The organism is Nocardioides sp. YJ-D4, from assembly GCF_054031495.1.
Genome location: NZ_CM132932.1, coordinates 1,195,587 through 1,222,425, shown reverse-complemented (window position 1 = coordinate 1,222,425; position 26,839 = coordinate 1,195,587). Strand labels below are relative to the sequence as shown.

Below are 26,839 nucleotides of genomic sequence, written 5' to 3'. Positions count from 1 at the left end.
AGGTGCAAGCCCCCGTCGTCTAGCGGCCTAGGACGTCGCCCTCTCACGGCGGTAACGCCGGTTCAAATCCGGTCGGGGGTACAACGCACGGGAAGCCCCGAGTCACTGACTCGGGGCTTCTTGGTTCTCCGGGTCCAAGTCGAGCTGCATCCAGGTGACGTCGTGCCAGGCGTCGAACTTCCAGCCGATCCTGCGGTACGTCCCGACCTCGGTGAAGCCGAAGGAGCGGTGGATCCCGAGGCTGGCCTGGTTCGGGATGGCGATCCCGGCGAGCGCGCGGTGGAAGCCGCGCTCCTTCAGGTAGGGGAACAGGGCTGCGTACAGGGCCTTGCCGGCGCCGTTGCCGCGGCGGTCGCGGTCGAGGTAGATGGACACGTCGCAGGCCCAGCGGTAGGCGGCGCGGGTGCGGTGCTGGGTGGCGTACGCATAGCCGAGGACCTCCGGTCCGGCCTCGCCCTCGGTCTCCAGGACCAGCCAGGCGTGCTCGGTCAGGGACGACTCGATGCGGCGAGCCATCTCCTCGACCGTCGGCGGTTCGGTCTCGAAGGAGATGACGGTGTCGCGGACGTACGGCTCGTAGATCGCCGCGCAGGCGGCGGCATCCGCGGTCGTCGCGTGGCGGATGGTCCAGGCAGGAGGCATGTCTCCTATAGTAGTCACGTGGCTGACGATAGTGACAAGTTCGGTGAGGCCCTGGCGTCCAACATCAGGTCGGCGCGGGAGTCGCTCGGGATGACCGTCGCGGGGCTCGCGGAGGCGTCCGGGGTGTCTCGGGCGATGATCTCGAAGATCGAGCGGGGCGAGGCGCAGCCGACTGCGGTCCTGCTCACCCGGCTCTCCGGGGCGCTGGAGCTGACCCTGTCGGAGCTGATCGCGCGGGCCGAGGGGGATGCCGTTCGCGTGGCCCGGCGCTCGGAGCAGACCGAGTGGACGGACCCCGAGACCGGCTACGTACGCCGCGCCGTCTCACCGCCCGCGCACGGGATCCTGGAGCTGGTCGAGGTGGAGTTCCCGGCCGGTGCGTCGGTGGCCTCGCCGGCCTCGGCGTACCACTTCAAGGAGCAGCAGATCTGGGTGCTCTCGGGGCATCTGCGGTTCGTCGAGGGGGACATCGTCCACGAGCTCGACGCGGGTGACTGCCTGCAGCTCGGGCCGCCTGCCGACTGCGTCTTCGTCAACCCGACCGACGAGCCCTGTCGATACCTGGTCGTGATCGGCAAGCGGCGCGGGTGACTCAGACCGGGTTGCCGCCGCTCCAGACCTTGTGGGTGAGCGGAACCCCGGGGCGGTAGGCCAGATGCTTCGCGGAGGGCGCGTCGAGCGCCTGCAGATCAGCGCGGCCGCCCACGCTGATCCGTCCCACCGAGTCGCCGAGCCCGAGCGCGGTGGCGCCGCCGACCGTCGCTGCACAGAGAGCCTCCTCGAAGGTCAGGCGCTGCTGGAGCACGGCGGTGGCGACACAGAACCCCATCGAGGTCGTGAACGACGAGCCGGGGTTGCAGTTGGACGCGATCGCGATCGTGACGCCGGCGTCGACCAGCTCGCGCGCCGGGGGAAAGGGCTCGCGGGTGGAGAGATCGCAGGCGGGAAGGAGCGTGGCGACGGTGTCCGACCCGGCGAGGGCGTCGACGTCGGCCGGGCTCAGGTGGTTGCAGTGGTCGACGCTCGTCGCGCCCAGCTCGACGGCCAGCCGGACGCCGCCGGACTCGCCGAGCTGGTTGCCGTGGAGCTTGACGCCGAGCCCCGCGGCGCGGCCGGCCTCGAGGATCTCGCGGGACTCCTCGACGTCGAAGGCGCCTTGCTCGCAGAAGACGTCGATGTAGGTCGCATAGGGCGCGACGGCGGCGAGCATCGGGCCGGTCACGAGGTCGATGTAGGCGCGACGGTCGACACCCGCGGGAACGACGTGAGCGCCGAGGTAGGTGACCGCCTCGGCGTGCTCGGCGCTGATCCGGGCCAGGCGCTGCTCGGTCTCGACGTCGAGGCCGTAGCCGGTCTTGGCCTCGATCGTCGTGGTGCCGCCGCGGTGTGCCTCCTCCCGCAGCCAGCGCGCCCGGGCACGGAGGTCGTCGTCGGTGGCGGCGCGGGTGGCTTCGACGGTGCGCATGATCCCGCCGGCCTCGTAGGGCCGGCCGGCCATCCGGTCGACGAACTCCTCGGCGCGGTCGCCCATCGAGACCAGGTGGGTGTGGGAGTCGACCCAGCCCGGGAGCACCGCGCGACCGTCAAGGTCCTCACGTGTGTCCGCCGCTGGGGCGCTGTCGGCCGGGCCGATCCAGGCGATCCGGCCGTCCTCGATCACCACGGCGGCGTCGCGGAGGATGCCGTGCTCCTCGGTGTGTGTGGTCAGCTCGCCGACATTGGTCAGCAACAGGCTCATCCGAGCTCCTTCAGCGCTTCTGTGAACATGACGGCGGGGTCACGACCGTCCGCGAGTCGACCGTCCTCGGCCACCACGCGCCCGCCGACCACGACGCGACGTACGTCGGTGGCGGTCGCCACCAGGGCGAGCTGGTCGAGGGCGGCTCCGGCGGTGCGTACCGAATCTGGGTCGATCTCCACCAGGTCGGCGCAGGCTCCGATCCGGAGGCCGCCCGGGAGGCCGGAGGCGGCGTAGCCGGAGCCGGCGCGGGCGGTCTCGAGGTCGGCGGGGGAGAAGCGTCCGCGCTGCCGGCTGTGCAGCCGTTCGCCGGCTTCCACGCCGCGCACCTCGAGCCAGGGATCGATGACCGCGTTCTGGTCGGACCCGAGCGCGATGCGTACGCCTGCGTCGGCCAGCTCGCGGGCGGGTCCGATGCCGTCGCCCAGGTCGGCCTCAGTGGTCGGGCACATCGCCACCCCGGCGCCGCTGGCCGCGATGAGGGCGATGTCGGTGTCGGTCAGGTGCGTGGCGTGGACCAGCCAGGTGCGCGGGGAGAGCGCGCCGGCGTCGGCAAGGACCTGGGTGGGCGTCCGTCCGTACGCGGCGAGCGACTGCTCGTTCTCCGCGGGCTGCTCGGAGACGTGGACGTGGAGGGGCACCTCGGCGGGCAGCCGCTCGGCGACCAGCGCGATGTCGTCGGGGGAGACGGCGCGTACCGAGTGGATGGCCGCGCCGACGGCGTGGGTCTGATGAAGCTGCTGCCAGCGCTCGAGCCAGGCCTCGGCGGTGCCGTCTCCGAAGCGGCTCTGCTCGGGGAGGAGCGGCTTGCCCGGGGCGCTGGTCAGATAGAGGGTGTCGAGAAGGGTCAGCCGGATGCCGACGCTGCTCGCGGCCCTCGTGAGCGCGGTGCCGAACGCGTTGGGGTCCACGTAGGGCGTGCCGTCCGGGCGGTGGTGGACGTAGTGGAACTCTGCGACGGTGGTCCAGCCGGTCACCAGCATCTCGGCGAAGACGGCCTCGGCCAGGCGCTCGTAGGAGTCGGGAGTGAGGCGGTCGGCGACGGCGTACATCTGCTCGCGCCAGCGCCAGAAGTCACCACCCTGGTCGTGCGTCCGGCCGCGCAGCGCGCGGTGGAAGGCATGGGAGTGAGCATTGCCGGAGCCGGCGAGCACGGTGCCGAGGCGGAGGTCGGCGGCCTCGGCGCTCCCGCCGGGGGTGATCGCGGTGATCCGGCCCTCGGTCACCTCGATCACGAGGTCGGTGAGCTCGCGGCCCTCGACCAGCGCCCGCGCGGCATGGATCCGGGTCATCCGCGGGTCTCGCTCGCCAGCAGTCGGACGACGTCGGTGAGCGCCCTCGCCCCGGCCCGGCAGTCGTCGTCGGTGGCGGTCTCGTAGGGGGAGTGGGAGACGCCGGTGGGGTTGCGGGTGAAGAGCATCGCGGTGGGGATCTCGGCGGCGAGGATGCCGGCGTCGTGACCGGCACCGGTGGCGAGCACCGGCACTCCGCCCAGCGCGCCGACCAGGCGTTGTTGCAGGTCAGAGTCGAAATGGACGGTGGAGACGTAGGACTCCTCGACCACCTCCAGGGTGCAACCGTGCTCCTCGGCGGCCGCGTGCGAAGCGGCCAGGATCTCCTCGAGGAGGGCTCGGGTCTGCGGGTCGGTGTCGCCGCGTACGTCGAGCCAGGCATCCACCCGGGAGGCGATGACGTTGGTGCCGCCCGGGATCGGGGTGAGGCGGCCGATCGTGGCCCGGGCGGAGCCGGCACCGTCGTGAGCCGACGCGATGCGCTGGGCGGCCAGGACCGCGGCGGCCATCGCGGCGACCGGGTCGCGCCGGTCGCGCATCCGGGTCGCGCCGGCGTGGTTGCCCTCACCGGAGAAGACCAGCTTCCAGCGGCCGTGGGCGAGGATGCTCGAGGCCACGGCGACCGGGGAATCGAGATCGGCGAGCCCGATGCCCTGCTCCACGTGGAGCTCGACGAACGCGGCCAGGCTCGCCAACCGCTCCTCGTCGCGGCCCAGGCCGGCCGGGTCGATCCCGTCCGCTCCGCAGGCCTCGGCGTACGTCACTCCGGCGTCGTCGGTGAGCGCGGCCACCGCCTCGCCGGACAGCGCACCGGTCATCAGCTTCGAGCCCAGGCACGCGATGCCGAAACGCGAACCCTCCTCCTCGCCGAACGCGGCGATCGTCACCGGCCGAGCCGGTACGAAGCCCTCCTCCATCAGCGCCGAGACCGCGGCCAGGGACGAGGCGACCCCGAGCGGGCCGTCGTAGGCGCCCCCGCCCGGAACCGAGTCGAGGTGGGAGCCGATCGCGATCGCGCCGCCCCCGCCGCCCCAGTGAGCCCAGATGTTGCCGTTGCGGTCGGTCTCGACCTCGAGGCCGAGCCCTGCCGACGTACGCCGGAACCACTCGCGCAGCTCCAGCTCGGCCGGCTCGTAGACATGCCGGGAGTAGCCGCCGCGTACGGGATCGCGGCCGATCCCGGCGATCTCGTCGAGCAGCTCTACGACATCCAAACTCACGGTCTTCCTCTACTTCTGTTGCCGAGTCGGCTCATCCTGACGATCCCCGCTGCCGAGTCGGCTCGTCATGACGGGCCGACTCGGCAGGGGTTGTGGTCAGGATGCGCCGACTCGGCGAGGCGAACATTGATCAGGCGTCGAGCATCGGGACGTTGAGTCCCCGCTCACGAGCGACGTCGCGCGCGTGCTCGTAGCCCGCGTCGACGTGGCGCATGACACCCGTGCCGGGGTCGTTGGTCAGGACCCGCTCGATCTTCTCCGCGGCGAGCGGAGTGCCGTCGGCGACACAGACCTGGCCGGCGTGGATGGAGCGGCCGATGCCGACACCGCCGCCGTGGTGGATGCTCACCCAGCTCGCGCCGGAGGCGGTGTTGAGCAGCGCGTTGAGCAGCGGCCAGTCGGCGATCGCGTCGGACCCGTCCTTCATCGCCTCGGTCTCGCGGTAGGGCGAGGCCACGGAGCCGGAGTCGAGGTGGTCGCGACCGATCACGACCGGCGCCGAGAGCTCGCCGGAGGCGACCATCTCGTTGAACTTCAACCCGGCGAGGTGGCGCTCCTTGTAGCCCAGCCAGCAGATCCGCGCCGGCAGGCCCTCGAAGTGCACCTTCTCGCCCGCCTGGGTGATCCAGCGCTTGAGGCCCTCGTTCTCGGGGAAGAGGTCGACGATGGCCCGGTCGGTCTTGGCGATGTCCTCGGGGTCGCCCGAGAGCGCCGCCCACCGGAACGGGCCCAGACCCTCCTCGAAGAGCGGTCGGATGTAGGCGGGGACGAAGCCGGGGAAGGCGAACGCGTTCGCGAACCCGCCCAGACGGGCTCCCTCGCGCAGCGAGTTGCCGTAGTCGAAGACCTCGGCATCACGAGCCATGAACCCGACCATGGCCTCGACGTGCTTGGCCATCGAGGCCTGCGCCTTCTCGGTGAAGTCGTCGGGATCCTCGGCGGCCCGCGCGGCCCACTCCTCGACGGTGTACTCGAGCGGGAGGTAGGAGAGCGGGTCGTGCGCCGAGGTCTGGTCGGTGACGATGTCGATCTCGACCCCGCGCGCCAGGATCTCCGGGAAGACCGCGGCACAGTTGCCGACGAGGCCGATGGAGCGCGGCGTACGGGACTTCTTGGCCTCCTCGGCCTGGGCGAGCGCGTCATCGAGCGACGACGCGACGGTGTCCATGTAGCCGTGGTCGACACGGCGCTGGAGGCGCGCCGCGTCGACGTCGACGACGATCACGACGCCCTCGTTCAGCGTCACCGCGAGCGGCTGCGCGCCGCCCATGCCGCCGGCGCCGCCGGTCAGGGTCACGGTGCCGGCCAGGGTGCCACCGAACCGTTTGCGGGCGATGGCGGCGAAGCACTCGTAGGTGCCCTGCAGGATGCCCTGGGTGCCGATGTAGATCCACGAGCCGGCGGTCATCTGGCCGTACATGGTCAGACCGAGCGACTCCAGCCGCCGGAACTCCGGCCAGGTCGCCCAGTCGCCGACGAGGTTGGAGTTGGCGATCAGGACCCGGGGTGCCCACTCGTGGGTGCGGAAGACGCCGACCGGCTTGCCGGACTGCACCAGCAGGGTCTCGTCGGCCTCGAGCTCGTCGAGGGTGCGGACGATCGCGTCGTACGCCTCCCAGGACCGCGCGGCGCGGCCGGTGCCGCCGTAGACGACCAGGTCGTCGGGACGCTCGGCCACCTCCGGGTCGAGGTTGTTCATCAGCATGCGCTTGGCGGCCTCGGTCTGCCAGTTCTTGGCGGTGATCTCGGGGCCGCGCGGTGCGCGGACAGTGCGTGGTTCGCTCATGTCGCTCATCACATCACTGAAGTGAGCGAGCGCGCACGGGAAAGAAGGGTGCCGTCGGCGACGAGGCCGACGACCGCCTTGATGTCCGGGGACAGGAAGCGGTCCGGGCCGGGCGCGGGGACCAGCCTGCGGATCTCCTCGACCAGCGCGGCGCCGACGGGGCCGGGACGCTCGGGGGCGCGCATATCGATGGCACGGGCGGCGGTGAGGATCTCGATCGCGACGACCTGCTGTGCCCCGGTGATCGCGCGGCGGAGCTTGCGGGCGGCGTTCCAGCCCATCGAGACGTGGTCCTCCTGCATCGCGGAGGTCGGGATGGAGTCGACCGATGCCGGGACGGCGAGGCGCTTGAGGTCGGAGACGATCCCGGCCTGCGTGTACTGCGCGATCATGTGCCCGGAGTCGACGCCGGGGTCGTGAGCGAGGAACGGGGGCAGCCCGTGGTTGCGCGACTTGTCGAGGAAGCGGTCGGTGCGGCGCTCGGAGATCGAGGCGAGGTCGGCGGTGGCGATGGCCAGGAAGTCGAGTACGTAGCCGATCGGCGCGCCATGGAAGTTGCCGTTGGACTCGACCCGGCCGTCGAGGGTGACCACCGGATTGTCGACCGCGCTCGCGAGCTCGGTCTCGGCCACGCGCGCGGCGTGGGCCATGGTGTCGCGCACGGCGCCGTGGACCTGGGGCGCGCAGCGCAGCGAGTAGGCGTCCTGCACCCGGGTGAACCCGGTGCCGCGGTGGTCGGCGACGATGCCGCTGCCCGCGAGGACGGCACGGATGTTGGCCGCCGAGGTCGCCTGGCCGGCGTGCGGGCGCAGGGCCTGAAGGTCCTCGGCGAAGACGCTGTCGGTGCCCTGGAGACCCTCAATGCTGAGCGCTCCGGCGATGTCGGCGGTGGCGACCAGGTCGTCGAGGTCGGCGAGCGCCAGGACGAGCATCGCCAGCATCCCGTCGGTGCCGTTGATCAGCGCCAGCCCCTCCTTCTCGCGCAGCTGGACCGGGGTGATCCCGGCGGCCGCCAGCGCGTCGGCGGCGGGTACGAGGTCGCCGTCGGCGTTGCGTACGTCGCCCTCACCCATCGCCGCGAGCGCGCAGTGCGCCAGCGGGGCCAGGTCGCCGGAGCAGCCGAGCGAGCCGTACTCACCGATCACCGGGGTGATCTGGGCATTCAGGAGCGCGGCGTAGGTCTGGGCGACCTCGGGGCGCACACCGGTCCGGCCGGTGGCGAGGGTGGAGAGACGCAGCAGCATGAGGCCACGTACGACCTCCTTCTCGATCTCGGCGCCGGAGGAGGCCGCGTGCGAGCGGACCAGCGAGGCCTGCAGCTGAGCGCGGTGCTCGGGCGGGATCGAGGTGTTGGCGAGGGCGCCGAAACCGGTCGAGATGCCGTAGTGGGGCCGGGTGTCGTGAGCCAGCGACTCGATGAGCTCGCGGCTCGTGGCCATCGCGGCCAGCGACTCGTCGGTGAGGGTGATGGGGGTGTTGTGACGGGCGACGGCGACTACCTGATCGAAGGTGAGGGCACCGACCCCGACGGGAACCGTGGTGTAGGTCATGACCAGAGTGGATCACATCACATTCAGGCGGGTGAGCACAGGCCGTTGTCGGCGGCGTCCTTCTCCTGGTCCTCGGGGCTCACCGAGTCGGCCGGAACCTCGTCCGGTGAGGCGCTGACCTCGGGATTCGCCGGTGAGGCAGAGGTCGTGGGCGAAGGGGCGGTGGACGTCGTCGTCGTGTCGTGGAGCGGACGGTCCTCGAGCATCCGCTCCCACAGCTCGTCAGCCTTCGGGAGGATCTCGAGACGGCCCCAGTTGGGGTCGCCGGGAGGGTAGGCGCGGTTGGGTACGGTCTCGAACTCGATGCTCGACGGATCCAGGTCGCGCATCTCGCCGGCCAGGTCGGCCAGCCCGGCGACGGAGCCGATGTCGGTGGTGATGCTCTTGGAGAGCTCCGTCGCGAACCTGGCCAGGCGACGCGGGCGGGTCAGGGTGCCGGCGGAGAGGACCTTGGTGGCGAGGGCGGTGAGGAAGTACTGCTGACGCCGCATCCGGCCCAGGTCGGCGTTGGGAGTCGAGGAGCGGTTGCGTACGTAGTCGAGGGCCTGCTTGCCGCGCAGGTTGTGGGTGCCGGCGGGCAGGAAGATGTTGTGCTCCTCGTCGTCGATCGCCTCCGGGATGCAGATCGTGACGCCGCCGACCGCGTCGACCATCCCGCGGAACCCGGCGAAGTCGAGCGCGAGGTAGTGGTCGATCGGGATCCCGGTGAGCAGCTCGGTCTGGCGGGCGGTGCAGATCGGGCCGCCCAGGGAGTAGGCCTCGTTCCACATCACGCCGCTCGCCTCGGGGATGGTGGTGCCGTCCGGGGCGGTGCACTCCGGCCGGTCCACGAGCGCGTCGCGGGGGATCGAGACGCCGTAGGCCGAGGTCCGGTCGGCGGAGACGTGGAGCAGGATCGTGCTGTCGGAGCCGCCGGAGCCACCCTCGCCGTCGATCGAGCAGCCCTCGCAGTCACGTCCGTCGGTGCCGAGGATCAAGACGTTGAGCGGCTGCTTGGGGCCCTCGTCCTCGCTCTCCGGCTCGTCGACGAGGTGGTGGATGTCGCCTCCGGAGCCGAGGTTGCGGTTGAGGTGGTCGTAGAACGCCCAGGTGCCGATCCCGGTGCCGACCGCCAGGAACAGCATCGTCACCACGACGGTGAGCACGACCGTACGTGTCCCCGACCTCGTTTCGGTCCTCATCACCCTCCCTCGCTGGCCCGCGTGAGCAGACCGACTGCGTGTGCAGCCCACACAGGTTCTACGCGCCAGTGAGCCGAGAGGTTGCTGCTTCAGGTAACGGCATTGTGAAACCATGAGGAAGGCACTGTCCGAAAACCGCGCGTAATTTCTTTGCGAACGCGGCAACATGGTGGACATGGATGGGACGACGAGCGTGAATGGACTCGACTTCGAATCGTGCTACCGCGCTGTTCGTTCGCGCGACCGGCGCTTCGACGGCATCTTCTACACGGCGGTGGCCTCGACCGGGATCTACTGCCGGCCCTCGTGCCCGGCCCGGACCCCGGCGCTGGTCAACGTCTCCTTCCACCGGACCGCGGCGGCGGCCCAGGCCGCCGGCTACCGGGCCTGCAAGCGCTGCCGCCCCGATGCCACGCCGGGCAGCCCGGAGTGGGATGTGGCTGCGACGCTGGCCGGGCGCGCGATGCGGCTGATCGCCGACGGCGTCGTCGACCGGGAAGGAGTCGAGGGGCTGGCTCGCCGGGTCGGCTACTCGCCGCGCCACCTGACCCGACTGCTGACCACCGAGCTCGGCGCCGGTCCGCTGGCGCTGGCCAGGGCGCGCCGAGCGCAGACCGCCCGGACGCTGGTCGAGACCACCGAGCTCGGCTTCGCGGACATCGCCTTCGCCGCCGGCTTCTCGAGCGTACGTCAGTTCAACGACACCGTCCGCGAGGTCTACGCGGCCTCGCCGACGGAGCTCCGCGGCCGCCGTGGATCGCGGCGGCGGGCCGACGGGACGATCGCGCTGCGGCTCGCCGTCCGCACCCCGTTCGCCGGCCGGGCGCTGCACGCCTTCCTGCGCGACCACATGGTGCCGGGCGTCGAGGTCGCCGGGGTCGACGGCGGGCGACGCTGGTTCGCCCGCACGCTCGACCTGCCCAACGGGCCCGGCACGCTGCGTCTCGAGCTCGCCGACATCCCCGAGGGCGAGACCGGCTTCGTCCATGCGACCTTCAAGCTCGCCGACCTGCGGGACACCACCGCCGCCGTCGAGCGCGCCCGCCGGCTGCTCGACGCCGACTGCGACCCGCGTGCGGTCGGCGACGTCTTCACCGGGGACGAGGTGATCGGACCGCTGGCCCTCGCCCTGCCGGGGCTGCGGGTGCCGGGCACCGTCGACGGGGGCGAGCTCGCGCTGCGTACGATCGTGGGGCAGCAGGTCTCCGTCGCCGGCGCGCGCACCGTCCTGGCGGGGATCGTCGCCGAGCACGGCCGCCCGATCGCGACCGACATCGACGGCCTCACCCATCTGTTCCCGTCCGCGGACGCCCTTGCCGCCGCCGACCCGGCCGGCATGCCGATGCCGCGCTCGCGTGGACGCGCGGTCACCGGTCTGGCCGCGGCGCTCGCCTCCGGCGAGCTGCAGCTGGACCGCGGCACCGACCGCGACGTCGTGCACGAGCAGCTGATCAGCCTGCCCGGGGTCGGTCCCTGGACCGCCGACTACGTCGCGCTGCGGGCTCTCGGCCATCCCGATGTCTTCCTGCCGACCGATGTCGGCATCAAACGAGCGCTGGAAGTGCTCGGTGCGCCTGCGGCGGATGTCGCCGCCTGGCGGCCGTGGCGCTCGTACGCCCTGCTCTACCTGTGGACCTCACTGACTGCCTTGGAGAAACTGTGATGTGGACTCTCATCGACTCGCCCGTCGGCGAGCTCCGGCTGGTCGCGCACGACGGCGCGATCACCGCGATCGACTTCATGCCGGCCGACTATGCCAAGGGCCGGGTGCTCGGGGACCGGTCTGATTCGGATTCGCTGTTGCTGGAATGCGCCCGGCAGCTCGCCGAGTACTTCAAGGGTGACCGGACGAGCTTCGACCTCCCGCTGGCGCCCTCGGGCACTGCGTTCCAGACGCGCGTGTGGGAGCAGCTGCAGCAGATCGAGTACGGCACGACCGCCTCCTACGGTCAGATCGCCGGCCGCCTCTCGCTGACCGGCCACGGCGCCCGCGCCGTCGGGCTCGCCAACGGCCGAAACCCCATCCCCATCGTGATCCCGTGCCACCGTGTCGTCGGCGCGGACGGCTCCCTGACCGGCTACGCCGGTGGCCTGGACCGCAAGACGACCCTGCTGGGCTTGGAGAGCGGTGCCCTCTTCTGATGCCGAGACTGCAGTTGTGGCGTCCGAGACCGCAGTTGTGGCGTACGTCGGTGGTGGCTGCCGCGCTCCTCGCCACTCTTGCCGCGTGCGCGGAGGAGGCCACCGAGCCCGCGGCGCCCGCGACCAGCGAGAGCCGCGCCGAGGTCGAGAACGAGGTGCTGGTCAACGGCCGTGCGCGGTGTGACCAGGACGTGTCGAGCGACCAGGCGAAGGACACGATCGAACGCGTCGGCGGGCTCCAGCAGCCGACCTGGTCGGTGCGGTTCGCCGAGAGCACCGCGGCGGGGGTGGTCGTGCTGGTCACCGGCGATCTGGACGACGCCGAGCCCACGCTCTTCGACGACTATCGCGTGGCGGTGATCGTCGCGTCCGCCGAGGATCAGACGCGTACGGAGGACTTCAAGGCCGTGCGCGACGCGGTTCGGGAGCTCTGCGGCTGAACGCTCACCGAGTTACCTCGGTCAGGTGACGCTTCCTTCGTGGAACTCCGCGAAGGAAGCGCGTGCTCACCGAGTTACCTCGGTGAGCATCCGGCGCCCTACTCCGCAGCCGCGCGCCGCAGCGACTCCGAGAGCCGGTCGGCAGCAGCGAGGACAGCAGGTGCGTGCATCTTGCCCGGCTGGCGGGTGAGTCGCTCGAGCGGGCCGGAGACGGAGACGGCGGCGATGACCTTGCCGCCGGGGGAGCGGACGGGAGCGGACACCGAGGCGACGCCGGCCTCGCGCTCGCCGATCGACTGAGCCCAACCGCGGCGGCGGATGCCAGAGAGGGCGGCGGCGGAGAAGGCGGCGTTCTGCAGGCCGCGGTGGAGGCGCTCCGGGTCCTCCCACGCGATCAGTATTTGAGCGGCCGACCCGGCACGCATCGTCAGCTGCGAGCCGACGGGGATGGTGTCGCGGAGACCGGAGGGGCGCTCGGCGGCGGCGACGCAGACGCGGAAGTCGCCCTGGCGCCGCCACAGCTGCGCCGACTCACCGGTGATGTCGCGCAGCCGCGCCAGGACGGGCCCGGCGGTGGCCAGCAGCCGGTCCTCACCGGCGGCGGCGGACAGCTCGGCCAGCCGCGGGCCGAGAACGAAGCGGCCCTGCATGTCGCGGGCGACCAGACGGTGGTGCTCGAGGGCGACCGCCAGACGGTGTGCGGTCGGACGGGCGAGACCCGTGCCGGCCACCAGACCGGCCAGGGTCGCCGGGCCGGATTCGAGAGCTGTGAGCACAAGGGCGGCCTTGTCGAGCACGCCCACACCGCTGGAACTGTCCATATCGCAAGACTAACTTCTCAGAACCTGAGATGCAACGTTACGCTCGGAGAAGCAGACTGGAAGTGGCGGATCTGACATTGCGATTCAACGCTCGAACCGCCACCGGCCACTACAGACCAAAGATGCCAGATGGAGAACGTGTCATGGGCAGGACCTTGTCGGAGAAGGTGTGGGACGAGCATGTCGTCCGGTCGACCGCGGGAGAGCCCGATCTCCTTTACATCGACCTTCACCTCATCCACGAGGTGACGAGTCCGCAGGCCTTCGAGGGCCTGCGTCTGTCCAACCGCAAGGTACGCCGCCCCGACCTCACCATCGCCACCGAGGACCACAACGTCCCGACCCTCGACTGGGACAAGCCGATCGCCGACCCGGTCAGCCGCACCCAGGTCGAGACGCTGCGTAAGAACGCCGAGGAGTTCGGCGTACGTCTTCACCCGCTCGGCGACGCCGAGCAGGGGATCGTGCACGTGGTCGGGCCGCAGTTGGGGCTCACCCAGCCGGGCATGACCATCGTCTGCGGTGACTCGCACACCTCCACGCACGGTGCGTTCGGCGCGATCGCGTTCGGCATCGGCACCTCCGAGGTCGAGCACGTGCTCGCGACCCAGACGCTGATGCAGGACAAGCCGAAGACCATGGCTGTCACGGTCAACGGCACGCTGCCCGAGGGCGTCAGCGCCAAGGACCTGATCCTCACCCTGATCTCCAAGACCGGCACCGGCGGTGGCCAGGGCTACATCGTGGAGTATCGCGGCGAGGCCATCCGTGAGCTCTCCATGGAGGCTCGGATGACGATCTGCAACATGTCGATCGAGTGGGGTGCCAAGGCCGGCATGATCGCTCCCGACGAGACGACGTTCGCCTACATCAAGGACAAGCCCGAGGCTCCGAAGGGCGCCGACTGGGACCAGGCCGTCGCGCACTGGAAGTCCCTGGTCACCGACGAGGACGCCGTCTTCGACAAGGAGATCGTCCTCGACGCCGCCGAGGTCACCCCGTTCGTCACCTGGGGCACCAACCCGGGCCAGGGCGTCCCGCTGGGCGCGGCCGTCCCGAGCCCCGACGACTTCGAGGACGCCGACGAGAAGATCGCGGCCGAGAAGGCCCTGACCTACATGGGGCTCGAGGCCGGCACCCCGATGCGCGAGGTGCACATCGACACCGTCTTCCTCGGCTCCTGCACCAACGGCCGCATGGAGGACCTGCGTACGGCCGCCGACATCATCCAGGGCCACCATGTCGCCGAGGGGACCCGCTTCCTGGTCGTCCCCGGCTCGGCCAAGGTGCGCCTGCAGGCCGAGGAGGAGGGTCTGCACAAGATCTTCATCGACGCCGGTGCCGAGTGGCGCGGCGCGGGCTGCTCGATGTGCCTGGGCATGAACCCCGACACCCTCGCCCCCGGCGAGCGCTCGGCCTCCACGTCCAACCGCAACTTCGAGGGTCGCCAGGGCAAGGGCGGTCGCACCCACCTGGTCTCGCCGGAGGTGGCTGCCGCCACCGCCGTACGCGGCACCCTCTCCTCGCCCGCCGACCTCGTCACCGTTGGAGCCTGAGTCATGGACAAGTTCACCACCCACACCGGCGCCGGCGTGCCGCTGCGCCGCAGCAACGTCGACACCGACCAGATCATCCCCGCGGTCTACCTCAAGCGCGTGACCCGCACCGGCTTCGAGGACGGCCTCTTCGCTGCCTGGCGCAACGATCCGACGTTCGTCCTCAACAACGAGGCGTACGCCGGGGCCTCGGTCCTCGTCGCCGGCCCCGACTTCGGCACCGGCTCCTCGCGTGAGCACGCCGTCTGGGCGTTGATGGACTACGGCTTCCGCGTGGTCATCTCGAGCCGCTTCGGCGACATCTTCCGCGGCAACTCCGGCAAGGCTGGACTGCTCGCGGCGAAGGTCGACGAGAAGGTCGTCCAGAAGCTGTGGGACTACCTCGACGACAACCCGGGCGCCCAGATCACCGTCGACCTGGAGTCGCGCACCGTACGCGCCGGCGATGGCCCCGACGCCATCGAGGACTCCTTCGACATCGACGACTACACCCGCTGGCGCCTCCTCGAGGGCCTCGACGACATCGGCATCACGCTGTCCCACGAGGACGACATCGCGACGTACGAGGCGACCCGGCCCTCCTTCAAGCCGGTCACCCTGCACGCCTAGATCGAATCGTGAGTTGTGGGCGACGAGAGTGCACTCTCGTCGCCCACAACTGCGTTTTCGGCAGACGGAACTGACGTCTCGGGTGGCTAGGGGAGGCGGATCTGGCGGCCGTCGGCGCCACGCTGGGAGCCGGTGATGCGGTCGCAGGAGCCGGTGTCGACCCAGCAGCGGAGGTACCAGGACTCGGCGGCGGTCGCGGTGTAGAGGACGACGCTGCGGTCGGACTCGAAGCCGGCGACGCGGACCTTCTCGACGGAGTCGGGTACGCGCAGGTCGATGTGCTCGGAGGTGCTCATGTTGACCGCGATGCCGCGCTCGGCGCCGTAGCTGATCATCCCGGGGTCGCTGGGGTTGCGGGCGATGGCGACGATCGAGCCGTCGGGGGAGTCGGCGACCGACCCGGGCAGCGGCGCGTGGACGCCCGGCTGGGTGAGGCTGCCGTCGGCCTCGATGGCGGCGAAGCGGGCCTCCCACTCGCCGGGGTTGTGAAGGAGTACGCCGCGCCGCAGCGGGATCAGCTGCTGATAGCCGAGCGGCAGCGAGATCCGCTGGGTGGCCTCGCCCGGATCCCAGGCGGTCACCGGCGGCCGGGAGACGGTGAGCTCGCCGTAGTTGCCGGGCACCGCCGGCGGGGCGGGCACGATGCCGGTACGGAAGTACGCGCGGGTGCGGTCGGTGCCGAGGACCGCGGTGGCGGCAGGCGTGCCCTCGAGCACGAGCCGGTCGGTCTCCTCGCCCGTCGTGGTGTCCACCGCGACGAGGGCGGAGACGGCGTCGCCGGTCTGCTGGAGCGCGAAGAGCTGGTTGCCGTCCTTGCTCAGGACCGGCTGGGTCCACAGGCCGGGGACCTGGATGGTCGACCCGCGCCGCGCGATCCACACCGGACCGGGCTTGTCGGCGCGCTCGTACATCAGCACCGTCCAGCCGGCCACGCTCATCTGCGACCCGAAGACCTTCTGCGGCTTCGCGCCGAGCTGGAGTCGGCCGGCCTGGTCCACGAAGGGCAGGGTCGTCGCGGGGCCGACGGGCAAATCGGCGTACGTCGCCGGGATGGCCGGCTCGCTGTTGCGGACCGTCGGAGCGGGCGGCGCCGGCGTCGGTACGTTGGTGCCGGTGCGGCCTTCGGCGAGCCGGGTCGTGTGGACGGCCAGCCAGGCCACGGAGGCGATCAGGGCGAGGATGATGCAGGCCGAGAACAGGATCCCGGCGCGGCGGCTGGGCCGCACCGTGGTCTGCGGCTCCTCGAGCACCACGGTCGGCTGCTCCTCGTCGATGTGCACGTCGGTGATGGTCGTACCTTCCTCGTCCTGTCTCCCGAAGGCTGCGCTGTCGAAGCGATGCTGCGGACGTGCCCCGAGTCTCTCCACGGTAACCACGTGGAGGCGTCGGAATCAGGAGCGATCAGGTGAACAATCCGTTTTCACATGCCGTCGGTATGTCCGTAAGCGCCGGAGATGGCCTAAGGTCGATCGCGTGGTGAGAAAACGAGTAGCTGATGCAGGCAAACAGGCCGGAAGAGTAGTCGGCGCGGTGCGGGAGACGGCCGGGAAGCTGGTCGCCGACGTGGTGTCCGGCAAGGTCAAGGTCCCCTCCGTCCCGAAGGTCAAGGTGCCGCGGCCAGGGCGCAAGGCGCCGGCCAAGGCCGCTGAGCCGGTCATGCCGCCCGCCAAGCGGGTCGCCGAGCCGGTGAAGCCCGAGCCCACCGTCGAGGCCGCTGCGGACCCGGTCGCCCAGGCGGCTGAGAAGACCGCGCCGGCGAAGAAGACTGCCGCCAAGAAGACCGCTGCCAAGAAGACCACGGCCACGAAGAGCCCCGCGAAGAAGACGGCGACCGCGGCGAAGAAGACTACGGCGACGAAGGCTCCGGCGGCGAAGAAGACGACGGCCACGAAGACCACGGCGGCGAAGAAGGCCACGGCCAAGAAGACCACGGCCAAGAAGGCTCCCGCGGCGAAGAAGCCCACCACCGCAGGCGCGGCGACCCCCGCGACTCCGGCGACGGAGACCTCCGCCGCAGCCGCCCCTGCGAAGACGACGGCCGCGAAGAAGACGACGGCGAGAAAGACGACGGCCGCGAAGAAGACGACGGCCAAGAAGACCGCAGCCAAGAAGACGACGGCCAAGAAGGCTCCCGCGCAGACGACGGCGGCGAAGAAGACGACCGCGGCGAAGGAGGCACCCGCGAGCGGAACATCGACGAGCCCGACGACCGGGACCGAGACGCCGTCCGGCGACTCCTAGCCCGGACTCCCGACGCGCACGGAGGCGAGAGCCGTACGCGGCCCGAGCCCCAGGCTGCGTACGGTCTCGAGGTCCTCGAGGGTGTCGACGTCGTGGCGCAGCGAGTGGAGGTCGCCCTCCAGCGGATGGGCGCCACCGTCGCGATGGGCGGCGGCGGACCCGGGCCCGAACGCGGGCCGGAACAGGTCGTGGGCCGCGGTGTAGAGGGTGGTGCCCCCACCCGCCGCGTCCTCGACGTACGCAGCCTCGAACCCCTCCGCCGCGCGCAGCGCCGCGTCCAGGTCGGCGGAGCGGAGTGCGGGGAGGTCGCCGCAGAGCGCAGCGGGGCGGAGCCCCGGCCAGCGGCGCCGGGCTTCGAGCGCTCCCTGCACGAGGGTCTCGTTGAGGTCGCCGCTGACCCCGTCGGGGATGACGGCGGCGCCGAGACGGGCGACATCGGCGGCGAAGTAGGAGTCGTCGGTGATCACCAGCACGGCGCCGACGCCGGTGGCGGCCAGGCACGACTCGGCGGTGTCGAGGGCGAACGAGCGGGCGAGATCGGCCCGTTCGTGCGACTCGATTCCGACCAGCCGGGACTTGCCGCGCGCCGGGGGCTTGACGGGCAGCAGTACGACGTAACCGGGTGCAGGTACAGGCATCGAGGTAGATCCTGACAGGTATCTCACAACCACGCGGAGACGGCCCGGTAGCCTGCCCTGCGTGGGAAAGTACCGGAAGTTCCAGGAGGGCAAGCTCGGCTGGCCGTGGGTCGTGGCTGTCGGCATCGTGAAGCCCGTCCTCCTCGCCACCACCAAGCACCAGTGGGAGGGCGGCGAGAAGATCCCGGAGAGCGGGGGAGCGGTGTTCGCGCTCAACCATGTCTCCGAGATCGATCCGTTCACCGCCGCGCACATCGTGTGGGACTACGGACGTAGGCCGAGCTACTTGGCCAAGGCGGCGTTGTTCAAGGGTCCGTTGGGCAAGTTCCTGCGGGCCGCCCGGCAGATCCCCGTGGACCGGACCGCAGGTGCGTCGGCGTTCGATGCGGCGGTGAAGGCCGTCAACGAGGGCAGCATCGTGGTCGTCTACGTCGAGGGGTCCATCACCAAGGACCCGACCGGCTGGCCGATGCGCGGCAAGTCCGGTGCGGCGCGGATCGCGCTCGCGACCGGTGCCCCGGTCTACCCGGTGGGACAGTGGGGAGCCCAGGAGCTGCTTCCGGCGTACTCTCTCAAGCCGCACCTGATCGGTCGCAAGATGATTCAGATGAAGATCGGTGATCCGGTGGACCTGAAGGACCTCGAGGTCCAGGAACACACGCCGGCGGTCGTGAACCAGGCGACCGACCGGATCATGAAGGCGATCGTCGGCCTGGTGGCCGACATCCGGGAGGAGGAGCCGCCCAGCGAGCTCTTCGACCCGAAGAAGGCCGGCGTCAACGCGACCGGCGACCCCCGCAAGACGAAGAAGAAGGACGACAATTGAGCGAGCTTGGCAAGGTAGCGGTCTTCGGAGCGGGCTCATGGGGCACCGCCTTCTCGGTCATCCTCGCCGACGCTGGCAACGACGTGACCATGTGGGCGCGGCGTGAGGAGGTCGCGGCGGCGATCAACGACACCCACGAGAACCCCGACTACCACCCCGGCACCGAGCTGCCGCACAACATCAGCGCCACCCACGACATCGAGAAGGCAGCGCACGGAGCCGATCTGGTCGTCCTCGCGGCGCCGTCGCAGACGCTGCGCGCCAACCTCACCGACTGGGCGCCGTTCCTGCCCCAGGACGTACCGCTGGTCTCGCTGATGAAGGGTGTCGAGCTCGGCACCCTCGAGCGGATGAGCGAGGTGATCGCCCACGTCACCGGTGCGGGGCCGGAGCGGATCGCCGTCGTCAGCGGTCCCAACCTCTCCAAGGAGATCATCCGTCGCGAGCCCGCCGCCGGTGTGGTGGCGTGTGCCGACGAGGAGGTCGCCAAGACGATCCAGGCGCGTGTCCACTCGCCCGCGTTCCGTCCCTACACCTCGACCGACGTGGTCGGCTGCGAGATCGGCGGGGCCTACAAGAACGTGGTCGCGATCTCCACCGGGATGGCCGCCGGGATGGGGTTCGGCGACAACACCCAGGCGTCGCTGATCACCCGCGGTCTCGCCGAGACCGCACGCCTGGCGATGCAGCTCGGCGCCAACCCGATGACCCTCATGGGTCTGGCCGGCCTGGGTGACCTGGCCGCGACCTGCTCCTCGCCGCTCTCCCGCAACCGTACGTTCGGGGAGAAGCTCGGCAAGGGCATGACCACCGCCGACATCCTCGCCTCCAGCCACCAGGTCGCCGAGGGCGCCAAGTCGTCGCACTCGCTGCGCGAGCTGGCCGCGAAGGTCGGGGTGGATGTGCCGCTGGCGCAGTACGTCGACGACGTCGTCTCCGGCGCCAAGACCGTCAGCGAGATCATGGACGAGATGCTCGAGCGGCCGACGAAGGCCGAGACCGAGTAGGTCCCTTCGTCAAGGTACGCAGCCGAAGGCCCGCTTCCCGCGCGGAACTCCGCACGGGAAGCGGGCCTTTCTCTGCATACCTTGATGAAGGATCAGCGACTCAGGCTGTTCCGAGGTCCTTCCACGGACCCCACTCCTCGGTGCCCGGGGTGTTGCCCTGGGTCCACCACTTGGCCTCCCACAGGTGACCGCCGTAGGTGACACGGTCGCCGGCGACGTACACCGTGGTCGCCGACCATGCAGCCGCTCCACCAGGCGGGTCGGTCGGCGGGTCGGTGGGCTCCTCGGTCGGCGGGTCGGTCGGGTCCGGCTCCTCGACCGGGCCGCCCGTGCCGTTGCGCATGGCGTCGGCGAAGGTGCCGATCAGCTCGCCCTGGCGGTCACCGGAGAGCTCCCACCACATGCCTCCGCCGAGGCCCTTCGAGATGGCGTACGCCGCCTTCTGGGCGATCGTGCGCTTGTTGTCGTAGCTCCACCACTGGTTGCCGTCGTACCGCCACCCGGCGCCGGTCGCGGCGTCGTAGTAGTCGGTGCCGCGGGACTTGAGCTTGTCGTAGTCCTCGTTGCCGGCCTCGTACGTCCCCGGTGCCGCGGCGGTCGCCGGGCCCCATGGGGCGGAGGAGGTCGCACCCTGCCAGCCGCGGCCGTACGCCGCCATGCCGAGCCCGAGCTGGGCCGGTGAGATGCCGGCGTCGAGGTACTCCCGGACCGACTCGTCCACGCTGAACCGCTTGCCGTCGGGGCGCGGGTCGGCGGGGTCGGCGTAGAGGTTGCCCTGGTGGCCGGTCAGCGTCGGGTCCCAGGCGCCCCACAGGTCGTAGCCCTGGATGTTGCCGAAGTCGAGGGAGTTGAAGATCGCCGGGTCGTTCCAGCCGCCCGCCTCGATGTCCTGCGGGTTGGCCGGGAGGAACGCGGAGAGCTGATAGTCCTTGCCCGTGGTCGAGCCGAGGGCGTCCAGTTGGGAGCGGAACTCGGCCAGCAGCGCCTTGAAGTTGGCGCGGTCGTTGACCGTGTCGACGTGGTTGCCGGTGTTGCCGTTGGGCGAGCCCGGCCACTCCCAGTCGATGTCGAAGCCGTCGAAGACACCGGCCGCCGCTCCGGCGCCGCCGCGGCCGTCGATGACCGGCAGGTTGCCCTTGATGTAGAGGTCGATGCAGGAGGAGACGAGCTTGCGTCGCGACTCCGGCGTCGCCGCCGCGAGGGAGAAGTTCTTCGACCAGGTCCAGCCGCCCAGCGAGAGCAGGACCTTCAGGTCGGGGTGCTTCGCCTTGAGCTGCTTGAGCTGGTTGAAGGAGCCGGCCAAGGGCTGGTCCCAGGTGTCGGCCGTGCCGGAGACGGATGCGTCGGCTGCGTACGACATCCCGTAGTCGGCGTAGGCGTCACCGGCACCGTCGGAGCCGTTGGGCCCCTCGCCCTGGGCCTTGTTGGCCTCGAAGCAGGTCAGCGTCTGGTGGTGGATGTTGCCGAAGGCGTAGTTGAGGTGGGTGAGGTCGTCGGCGACCCCGGACGTCTCCAGCTGCTTGAGCTTGAAGGCTCGGCCGTAGACACCCCACTGCACGAAGTAGCCGACGTTGCGGTAGCCGTTGATCGCGGTCGGCTGCGCGGCGGCCGTCGTCAGCGATGCGCTGGACGGGGTGCTGGTGAGGACGAGCGTGCCGGTGAGGGCGAGCGCTCCGGCGAGTGCGCCGATGAGAAGGCCGACTGTGCGGCGTGATCTTCGTGAGGGCAAGGCGACATGCATGGTGACACCTCCGAGGTGATGGCTGGCTCGGGCACCAGGCGCCCGAATCGCCATTCGATGGTGGCAGCCGGTTTGTTTGTAAGCAACCCTTACTAATTAAGGAATTTCAGAACGTAATTCGAGGTCGGCGCCGAAGTAGTACGTTCGATGAGCCGCCAATCTCTGGGAGATCGCCATGCTCGGACGCCGCTCTGCAGTTGTCGCCACACTGACCGGAGGCGCGCTCGCGCTGGCCACCCTGGTCCCGTACGCCGGGGCGACCGCCGCCCCGGAGGAGAGGCTGGCGCCACCACCGAAGGTGCCCACCGCGGTCGGTTACGGAGGCGCGGTGGCCAGCGTCGACGCCGACGCGAGCCGGATCGGGCTCGAGGTGCTGCGCAAGGGCGGCAACGCGACCGACGCCGCGGTCGCGACGGCCGCGGCGCTCGGCGTGACCGAGCCCTACTCGGCCGGTATCGGCGGGGGCGGCTTCTTCGTGCACTACTCCGCGCGCACCGGCGAGGTCGAGACGATCGACGGCCGGGAGAAGGCGCCGGCCGCGATGCCGCGCGATGCGTTCATCGACCCGGCGACCGGGAAGGAGTATCCGTTCTTCCCGGACATGGTCACCAGCGGCGCCTCGGTCGGAGTGCCCGGCACGCCGCTGACCTGGGACAAGGCGCTGAGGAAGTGGGGCACCCGCTCGCTCGGCCAGTCGCTCGAGCCGGCCGCGCGGCTGGCTCGCCGGGGCTTCGTCGTCGACCAGACCTTCCGCCAGCAGACCGTCGACAACGCGGAACGTTTCGCAGCGATCGATTCCACGGCCGAACTATTCCTTCCCGGAGGATCCGCACCCGAGGTCGGTAGCCGGTTCCGCAACCCCGACATCGCCGCGACCTACGACCTGCTCGCACGCAAGGGCGTGAAGGCCTTCTACCGTGGCCCGCTGGCCGCGGAGATCGCCGCGACCGTGGCTGAGCCGCCGAAGAGCGACGACACCGACCTCCCGGTTCCGGCCGGCTGGGTGACCACCGAGGACCTCGCCGCCTACACCGCCCCCGACCGCGAGCCGACCCGCTCGACCTACCGCGACCTGGACGTCTATGGGATGGCCCCGCCGTCCTCGGGCGGCACCTCGGTGGGCGAGGCGCTCAACATCCTGGAGCGCTACGAGCTGGCCGGGATGACCAACACCGAGGCCTACCACCATCTGCTCGAGGCGAGCGCGATCGCCTTCGCCGACCGCGGCGCCTACCTCGGCGACCCCGACCACGTCGACGTACCCGTCGAGGCGCTCCTCGACGACACCTTCGCCGCCGAGCGGGCCTGCGGCATCGACCCCGCGGCGGCCCAGCCCAAGCCCGTGGCGGCCGGTGATGCGTACGACTTCGACGGGGTCTGCGACGGCGCGGAAGGCGCGGGCGAGACCGCGAAGGACACCGAGAACCTCGAGACCACCAACCTGACCGTGGTCGACCGCTGGGGAAACGTCGTCGAGTACACCCTGACCATCGAGCAGACCGGAGGATCCGGCATCACCGTGCCCGGCCGGGGCTTCATCCTCAACAACGAGCTGACCGACTTCTCGACGACCTACCGGGCCGACGACCCCAACCGGATCGAGCCCAACAAGCGCCCGCGCAGCTCGATGTCACCCACGATCGTCCTCTCCGACGGCCGACCCGTGCTGGCGGTCGGGTCGCCGGGAGGCTCGACGATCATCACCACGGTTCTCCAGATCCTCATCGAGCGGTACGCGCGCGACCGGACCCTGCCCGAGGCCATGGCGGCGCCGCGGGTCTCCCAGCGCAACGGGGCGAACACGGGTGCCGAGCCGGCGTTCATCGAGGCGTACGGAGGGCCGCTGACATCGCTGGGGCACACCTTCGCCCCGACTGCTGAGCTCGGCGCGGCCACCGCGATCGAGATCGGCCCTGACGGGCTGCTGACCTCGACCGCCGAGCCGTGGCGACGCGGTGGTGGGTCGGCGCTGGTGGTGAGCCCGGTCGACTAGCTGTTGAGGCGGTCCAGCGCCTGGAGGAGGTCGGCCCAGAGGTCGTCGACGTCCTCGACCCCGACCGACATCCGCACCAGCCCCTCGGGCACCGTCGCCGACTCGGTCTTCCAGCGCCGACGGCGCTCGAAGGTGGACTCGACGCCGCCGAGGGAGGTCGCGTGGACCCAGAGCGAGGTCGAGTGGGTCAGGAGGTCGGCCTGCTCCGCCGTGGGAAGGACGGCCGCGAGCATGCCACCGAACCCGGGGTAGCGGACCTCGGCGACCGCCGGGTGCGCTGAGAGCCGCTCGGCGAGGGTCGCCGCGTTGGCGGAGGAGCGCTCGACGCGCAGGTGCAGCGTACGGATGCCGCGAAGCGCCAGCCACGCCTCGAACGGGCCGGGGATCGCGCCGAGGAGGTCGCGACGGGCCTTGAGCACGTCCCACAACGTGTCGTCGGAGACCACGACCGCGCCCATGACGACGTCGGAGTGGCCGGCGATGAACTTGGTGGCCGAGTGGATGACGATGTCCGCGCCGAGCGCGAGCGGCTGCTGGAGCAGGGGAGTGGCGAAGGTGTTGTCGACCACGACCCGCGCCCCGGCCTTGTGCGCGGCGGCGATGACGGCCGGCAGGTCGGCGAGCTGCATCCCCGGGTTGGTCGGCGTCTCGACCCAGACCAGCGCGACCTCGCCGTCGAGCTTCTCGAGCAGCTTCACGACCGCGGCGGTGTCGGAGAAGTCCGCGAGGCGTGCGGTCAGCCGGCCGCGCCCCTCGAGGTCGGCCAGCTGGCCGATGGTCCCCAGATAGCTCTGCTCGGTCGCCACGACCACCGAGTCGTTGACCAGGTCGAGCAGCGTCGCGATCGCTGCGAGCCCGGAGGCGAACGACAGCGCCCGACCGCCCTCGAGCTGCCCGAGCGCCTCCTCGAACGCCACCCATGCGTCGTTGGTGTAGCGCCCGTACTCCTTGTCGCCGCCGGCCACATAGGTCGAGGCCATCGTGATCGGTACGTTGAGCGGCTGGTCGGGCTCATGGGCCGGCCGCCCGGCGTGGACGGCGATCGTGGCGGGCTTGTGGTCCATGACTTCGACCCTATTGCCCGCTCGACAACCGGGCTCACGCGCCGCGCGGTTACGGGTCAGCGCATGGTCCCGGATAAGGTTGCGGCCGTGTTGACGACCCTGCTGGATGGACGTGCCTTCGGTGAGAAGCACGGCAAGGATGCTGCCACCGTCGTGGCCCTGCACGGCTGGGCCCGCAACCGCAGCGACTGGGGCTCGACGCTCGAGGGCCTCGACGCGCTCGCGCTCGACCAGCCCGGCTTCGGCGCGACCCCGGCCCCAGATGAGGCCTGGGGGAGCAAGGAGTACGCCGAGTGGCTGGCCCAGATCCTCGAGGGTCTCGACCGCCCGGTGCTCGTCGGCCACAGCTTCGGCGGCCGGGTGGCCGTCCAGCTCGCCGCGGCCCGCCCGGAGCTCGTCCGCGGCATCGTCCTCACCGGCGTACCGCTGTTCCGCCCGAAGACCGGCGGCAAGCCCAAGCTCGCTTACCGGATCGGCCGCTGGCTCCACGCCAAGGGGCTGATCCCCGAGGCCAGGATGGAGGCGCTGCGGGAGAAGTACGGCTCGACCGACTACCGCAACGCCAAGGGCATCATCCGCGACATCTTCGTAAAGGTCGTCAACGAGTCCTACGGCGACCAGCTGGCAGCCATCCCCAAGGACCTTCCGGTCCGCCTGATCTGGGGTGAGAACGACACCGCTGCACCGGTCTGGATGCCCGGTGAGGCCATGGAGATCCTGGGGGACAACGCGACCCTGGAGATCGTCCCCGGGTCCGCGCACCTGCTCGACGCGGGGCTGGTCAAGAGCCTTCGAGGCGCCATCGACGAACTTCGTACGAACTGAATCTGAGGGGCTGAAGAAGAAGCATGTGGATCGTCCTGGTCACCTCCGCGCTGACCCTGGTCTCCTACTACCGCTGGCTGCGGGTCGCTCAGCGTGAGCACTACGAGCCGACGCGGCTGTTCGCGATCGAGTGGATCTGGATCAAGGCCCGCCCGATCGAGGCGATCCTGCTCGCCGCGGTGGTCGTGGTTTGTCTGGCCTCCTTCGTGCTGCCCTACGGCGCGCTCGTCGGCGCGCTGCTGTTCATCGGCTGGCCGGTGGGGATGAGCTTCAGCGGGGCCAAGCGGCTGGTGTGGACCGACCGCGTCAAGCGCCTGGCCGGTGTGCTCTTCGTGCTGCACGCGATCGTCACCCTGGTGATCGCACTGGTCGTGCCGGCCGCCGCCGGCCTGCTCCCGATCCTGGCCGTCCCGCTGGCAGAGGCCGCGCTGGCGATCATGTGGCCGGTCGAGAAGGCGATGGCGAAGAAGTGGCAGGTCCAGGCGGCCGCCACGATCAAGAAGGTCAGCCCGCGGATCGTCGCGATCACCGGCTCCTACGGCAAGACCTCGACGAAGAACTACGCCACCCACCTGATGCAGGGGCGCTGGTCCACGCTCGCGAGTCCGGCGAGCTTCAACAACGCGATGGGCCTCTCCCGCGCGGTCAACGACCGGCTCCAGCCCGGAACCGACATCTTCGTCGCCGAGATGGGCACCTACGGCCCCGGCGAGATCGCCGAGCTGACCGAGATCTTCCCGCCCGAGGTCGCCGCCATCACCACGATCGGCGAGGCCCACCTGGAGCGGATGAAGTCGCGCGAGACGATCGTGAAGGCCAAGTCGGAGATCCTCCCGAAGGCCTCGACCGTGGTGCTCAACATCGACGTACCCGAGCTCGCGCTCATCGCCGAGAACCTCCGCGCCAGCAAGCGCGTCATCGCCTGCTCCGCCGTCCCGGGCACCACCGCCGAGGTCGTGGTGACCGACTCTGCTCTCCAGATCAACGGCGAGACGTACGCCGTCCAGCTGCCCGACGAGGTCGGGCACCCGATCAACGTGGCGATCGCCGTCGGCCTCGCCCTCGCGGTCGATGTCCCGATCGAGACGATCACCCAGCGGCTGGCGTCGGTCCCCGGCACCCCCCACCGCGCCGAGGCCAACAAGACGCCCGGCGGCGTCTGGGTCATCGACGACACCTTCAACTCCAACCCCACCGGCGCCGCCGCGGCGCTGGCGAAGGCCAAGCGGCTGGCAGGGGAGTCGGGCACGGTGTGGACCATCACGCCCGGTATGGTCGAGCTGGGCACCGAGCAGGCCGCGCGCAACATCGAGTTCGCGCAGGCTGCGACGGCCTCCGACAAGATGCGGCTGTGCATCGTCGGTCGCACCAACCGAAAAGCGCTGCGTTCGGGGGAGCCAGCGCGAACCACTGCGTTCGAGAGCCGTAAGGCGGCAGCGGATCATGCTCTGACCGCGGCCAAGGAGGGCGACGTGGTGCTGTACGAGAACGACCTCCCCGATCACTACGCGTAGGACCCCAGGAGCT

Annotated in this window: 24 protein-coding genes and 1 tRNA gene; 13 read left to right on the top strand and 12 right to left on the bottom strand. The window is 70.6% G+C overall.

Annotated features, from left to right (window positions below):
- The first annotated feature begins 8 nt into the window (after positions 1 to 8).
- Positions 9 to 81, top strand: a tRNA-Glu gene (locus ACW14X_RS05830).
- Positions 82 to 102: 21 nt separating this feature from the next.
- Here ACW14X_RS05830 and ACW14X_RS05825 read toward each other — a convergent pair.
- Positions 103 to 642, bottom strand: a complete 540-nt coding sequence (locus tag ACW14X_RS05825; protein WP_457165003.1) for an arsinothricin resistance N-acetyltransferase ArsN1 family B — start codon at positions 640 to 642, stop codon at positions 103 to 105.
- An 18-nt stretch (positions 643 to 660) separates the two neighbouring features.
- On the opposite strand from ACW14X_RS05825, the gene ACW14X_RS05820 reads away from it, so the two are divergent.
- On the top strand, positions 661 to 1,233 hold the full coding sequence (locus ACW14X_RS05820; RefSeq protein ID WP_457165002.1) for a helix-turn-helix domain-containing protein: 573 nt from the start codon (positions 661 to 663) through the stop codon (positions 1,231 to 1,233).
- A 1-nt stretch (position 1,234) separates the two neighbouring features.
- Here ACW14X_RS05820 and hutI read toward each other — a convergent pair whose 3' ends face one another.
- The 6 genes from hutI to ACW14X_RS05790 form a co-directional block, all read right to left on the bottom strand.
- Positions 1,235 to 2,380 (bottom strand): imidazolonepropionase, encoded by a 1,146-nt coding sequence (gene hutI, locus ACW14X_RS05815; RefSeq protein WP_160024563.1) that lies wholly within the window; start codon positions 2,378 to 2,380, stop codon positions 1,235 to 1,237.
- Positions 2,377 to 3,672: a formimidoylglutamate deiminase gene (locus ACW14X_RS05810; protein WP_457165001.1), complete on the bottom strand. Its 1,296-nt coding sequence runs from the start codon at positions 3,670 to 3,672 to the stop codon at positions 2,377 to 2,379. Before ACW14X_RS05810 ends, hutI begins: the two co-directional genes overlap by 4 nt.
- The gene (locus ACW14X_RS05805) at positions 3,669 to 4,892 is read right to left on the bottom strand and encodes an allantoate amidohydrolase (RefSeq protein ID WP_457165000.1); all 1,224 of its coding nucleotides are present in this window, start codon (positions 4,890 to 4,892) and stop codon (positions 3,669 to 3,671) included. Before ACW14X_RS05805 ends, ACW14X_RS05810 begins: the two co-directional genes overlap by 4 nt.
- 130 nt (positions 4,893 to 5,022) lie before the next feature.
- Positions 5,023 to 6,678, bottom strand: coding sequence for a urocanate hydratase (gene hutU, locus ACW14X_RS05800; RefSeq protein WP_457164999.1), 1,656 nt, complete (start codon positions 6,676 to 6,678; stop codon positions 5,023 to 5,025).
- An 8-nt stretch (positions 6,679 to 6,686) separates the two neighbouring features.
- The gene (hutH, locus tag ACW14X_RS05795; protein WP_457166052.1) at positions 6,687 to 8,234 is read right to left on the bottom strand and encodes a histidine ammonia-lyase; all 1,548 of its coding nucleotides are present in this window, start codon (positions 8,232 to 8,234) and stop codon (positions 6,687 to 6,689) included.
- Between the two features lie 17 nt (positions 8,235 to 8,251).
- Positions 8,252 to 9,409 (bottom strand): LCP family protein, encoded by a 1,158-nt coding sequence (locus ACW14X_RS05790; RefSeq protein WP_457164998.1) that lies wholly within the window; start codon positions 9,407 to 9,409, stop codon positions 8,252 to 8,254.
- A gap of 175 nt (positions 9,410 to 9,584) precedes the next feature.
- On the opposite strand from ACW14X_RS05790, the gene ACW14X_RS05785 reads away from it, so the two are divergent.
- The 3 genes from ACW14X_RS05785 to ACW14X_RS05775 are packed head-to-tail and all read left to right on the top strand — an operon-like array spanning position 9,585 to position 11,991.
- Positions 9,585 to 11,072 (top strand): DNA-3-methyladenine glycosylase 2 family protein, encoded by a 1,488-nt coding sequence (locus ACW14X_RS05785; protein WP_400469464.1) that lies wholly within the window; start codon positions 9,585 to 9,587, stop codon positions 11,070 to 11,072.
- A complete protein-coding gene (locus tag ACW14X_RS05780; protein WP_457164997.1) occupies positions 11,072 to 11,551 on the top strand; it encodes a methylated-DNA--[protein]-cysteine S-methyltransferase in 480 nt (159 codons plus the stop codon). The genes ACW14X_RS05785 and ACW14X_RS05780 overlap by 1 nt, the downstream gene beginning before the upstream one ends.
- Positions 11,551 to 11,991 carry a hypothetical protein gene (locus tag ACW14X_RS05775; protein ID WP_457164996.1) on the top strand — a complete coding sequence of 147 codons (441 nt, stop codon included), beginning with the start codon at positions 11,551 to 11,553 and terminating at the stop codon, positions 11,989 to 11,991. Before ACW14X_RS05780 ends, ACW14X_RS05775 begins: the two co-directional genes overlap by 1 nt.
- A gap of 98 nt (positions 11,992 to 12,089) precedes the next feature.
- On the opposite strand, the gene ACW14X_RS05770 is transcribed toward ACW14X_RS05775, so the two are convergent.
- On the bottom strand, positions 12,090 to 12,812 hold the full coding sequence (locus ACW14X_RS05770; RefSeq protein WP_008358359.1) for an IclR family transcriptional regulator: 723 nt from the start codon (positions 12,810 to 12,812) through the stop codon (positions 12,090 to 12,092).
- A 143-nt stretch (positions 12,813 to 12,955) separates the two neighbouring features.
- Between ACW14X_RS05770 and leuC the strand changes: the two genes are divergently transcribed.
- Together leuC and leuD are read left to right on the top strand one after the other, a co-directional pair.
- Complete coding sequence (gene leuC / locus ACW14X_RS05765) at positions 12,956 to 14,368, top strand: 3-isopropylmalate dehydratase large subunit (RefSeq protein ID WP_160024555.1); 1,413 nt, start codon at positions 12,956 to 12,958, stop codon at positions 14,366 to 14,368.
- 3 nt (positions 14,369 to 14,371) lie between these two features.
- On the top strand, positions 14,372 to 14,977 hold the full coding sequence (leuD, locus tag ACW14X_RS05760; RefSeq protein WP_350837549.1) for a 3-isopropylmalate dehydratase small subunit: 606 nt from the start codon (positions 14,372 to 14,374) through the stop codon (positions 14,975 to 14,977).
- A gap of 86 nt (positions 14,978 to 15,063) precedes the next feature.
- Here leuD and ACW14X_RS05755 read toward each other — a convergent pair whose 3' ends face one another.
- The gene (locus tag ACW14X_RS05755) at positions 15,064 to 16,344 is read right to left on the bottom strand and encodes a hypothetical protein (protein ID WP_457164995.1); all 1,281 of its coding nucleotides are present in this window, start codon (positions 16,342 to 16,344) and stop codon (positions 15,064 to 15,066) included.
- A gap of 163 nt (positions 16,345 to 16,507) precedes the next feature.
- Here ACW14X_RS05755 and ACW14X_RS05750 point away from each other — a divergent pair, with 163 nt between their 5' ends.
- The gene (locus tag ACW14X_RS05750; RefSeq protein WP_457164994.1) at positions 16,508 to 17,218 is read left to right on the top strand and encodes a histone H1-like repetitive region-containing protein; all 711 of its coding nucleotides are present in this window, start codon (positions 16,508 to 16,510) and stop codon (positions 17,216 to 17,218) included.
- Here the strand turns inward: ACW14X_RS05750 and cofC are convergent.
- Positions 17,215 to 17,856, bottom strand: a complete 642-nt coding sequence (gene cofC / locus ACW14X_RS05745; RefSeq protein WP_457164993.1) for a 2-phospho-L-lactate guanylyltransferase — start codon at positions 17,854 to 17,856, stop codon at positions 17,215 to 17,217. The genes ACW14X_RS05750 and cofC overlap by 4 nt on opposite strands.
- Before the next feature lie 61 nt (positions 17,857 to 17,917).
- Here cofC and ACW14X_RS05740 point away from each other — a divergent pair, with 61 nt between their 5' ends.
- Positions 17,918 to 18,682 carry a lysophospholipid acyltransferase family protein gene (locus tag ACW14X_RS05740; RefSeq protein WP_160024551.1) on the top strand — a complete coding sequence of 255 codons (765 nt, stop codon included), beginning with the start codon at positions 17,918 to 17,920 and terminating at the stop codon, positions 18,680 to 18,682.
- Positions 18,679 to 19,689, top strand: coding sequence for an NAD(P)H-dependent glycerol-3-phosphate dehydrogenase (locus ACW14X_RS05735; RefSeq protein WP_160024550.1), 1,011 nt, complete (start codon positions 18,679 to 18,681; stop codon positions 19,687 to 19,689). Before ACW14X_RS05740 ends, ACW14X_RS05735 begins: the two co-directional genes overlap by 4 nt.
- 100 nt (positions 19,690 to 19,789) lie before the next feature.
- Here ACW14X_RS05735 and ACW14X_RS05730 read toward each other — a convergent pair whose 3' ends face one another.
- On the bottom strand, positions 19,790 to 21,430 hold the full coding sequence (locus ACW14X_RS05730) for a glycosyl hydrolase family 18 protein (protein ID WP_457164992.1): 1,641 nt from the start codon (positions 21,428 to 21,430) through the stop codon (positions 19,790 to 19,792).
- A gap of 175 nt (positions 21,431 to 21,605) precedes the next feature.
- Here ACW14X_RS05730 and ggt point away from each other — a divergent pair, with 175 nt between their 5' ends.
- A complete protein-coding gene (ggt, locus tag ACW14X_RS05725; protein WP_457164991.1) occupies positions 21,606 to 23,423 on the top strand; it encodes a gamma-glutamyltransferase in 1,818 nt (605 codons plus the stop codon).
- Here ggt and ACW14X_RS05720 read toward each other — a convergent pair.
- Positions 23,420 to 24,487 carry a trans-sulfuration enzyme family protein gene (locus tag ACW14X_RS05720; RefSeq protein WP_457164990.1) on the bottom strand — a complete coding sequence of 356 codons (1,068 nt, stop codon included), beginning with the start codon at positions 24,485 to 24,487 and terminating at the stop codon, positions 23,420 to 23,422. The two genes, ggt and ACW14X_RS05720, sit on opposite strands and share 4 nt — an antisense overlap.
- An 87-nt stretch (positions 24,488 to 24,574) precedes the next feature.
- Here ACW14X_RS05720 and ACW14X_RS05715 point away from each other — a divergent pair, with 87 nt between their 5' ends.
- Positions 24,575 to 25,312, top strand: coding sequence for an alpha/beta fold hydrolase (locus ACW14X_RS05715; RefSeq protein WP_457164989.1), 738 nt, complete (start codon positions 24,575 to 24,577; stop codon positions 25,310 to 25,312).
- 23 nt (positions 25,313 to 25,335) lie between these two features.
- Complete coding sequence (locus tag ACW14X_RS05710) at positions 25,336 to 26,826, top strand: Mur ligase family protein (protein WP_457164988.1); 1,491 nt, start codon at positions 25,336 to 25,338, stop codon at positions 26,824 to 26,826.
- The last annotated feature ends 13 nt before the right edge of the window (positions 26,827 to 26,839 follow it).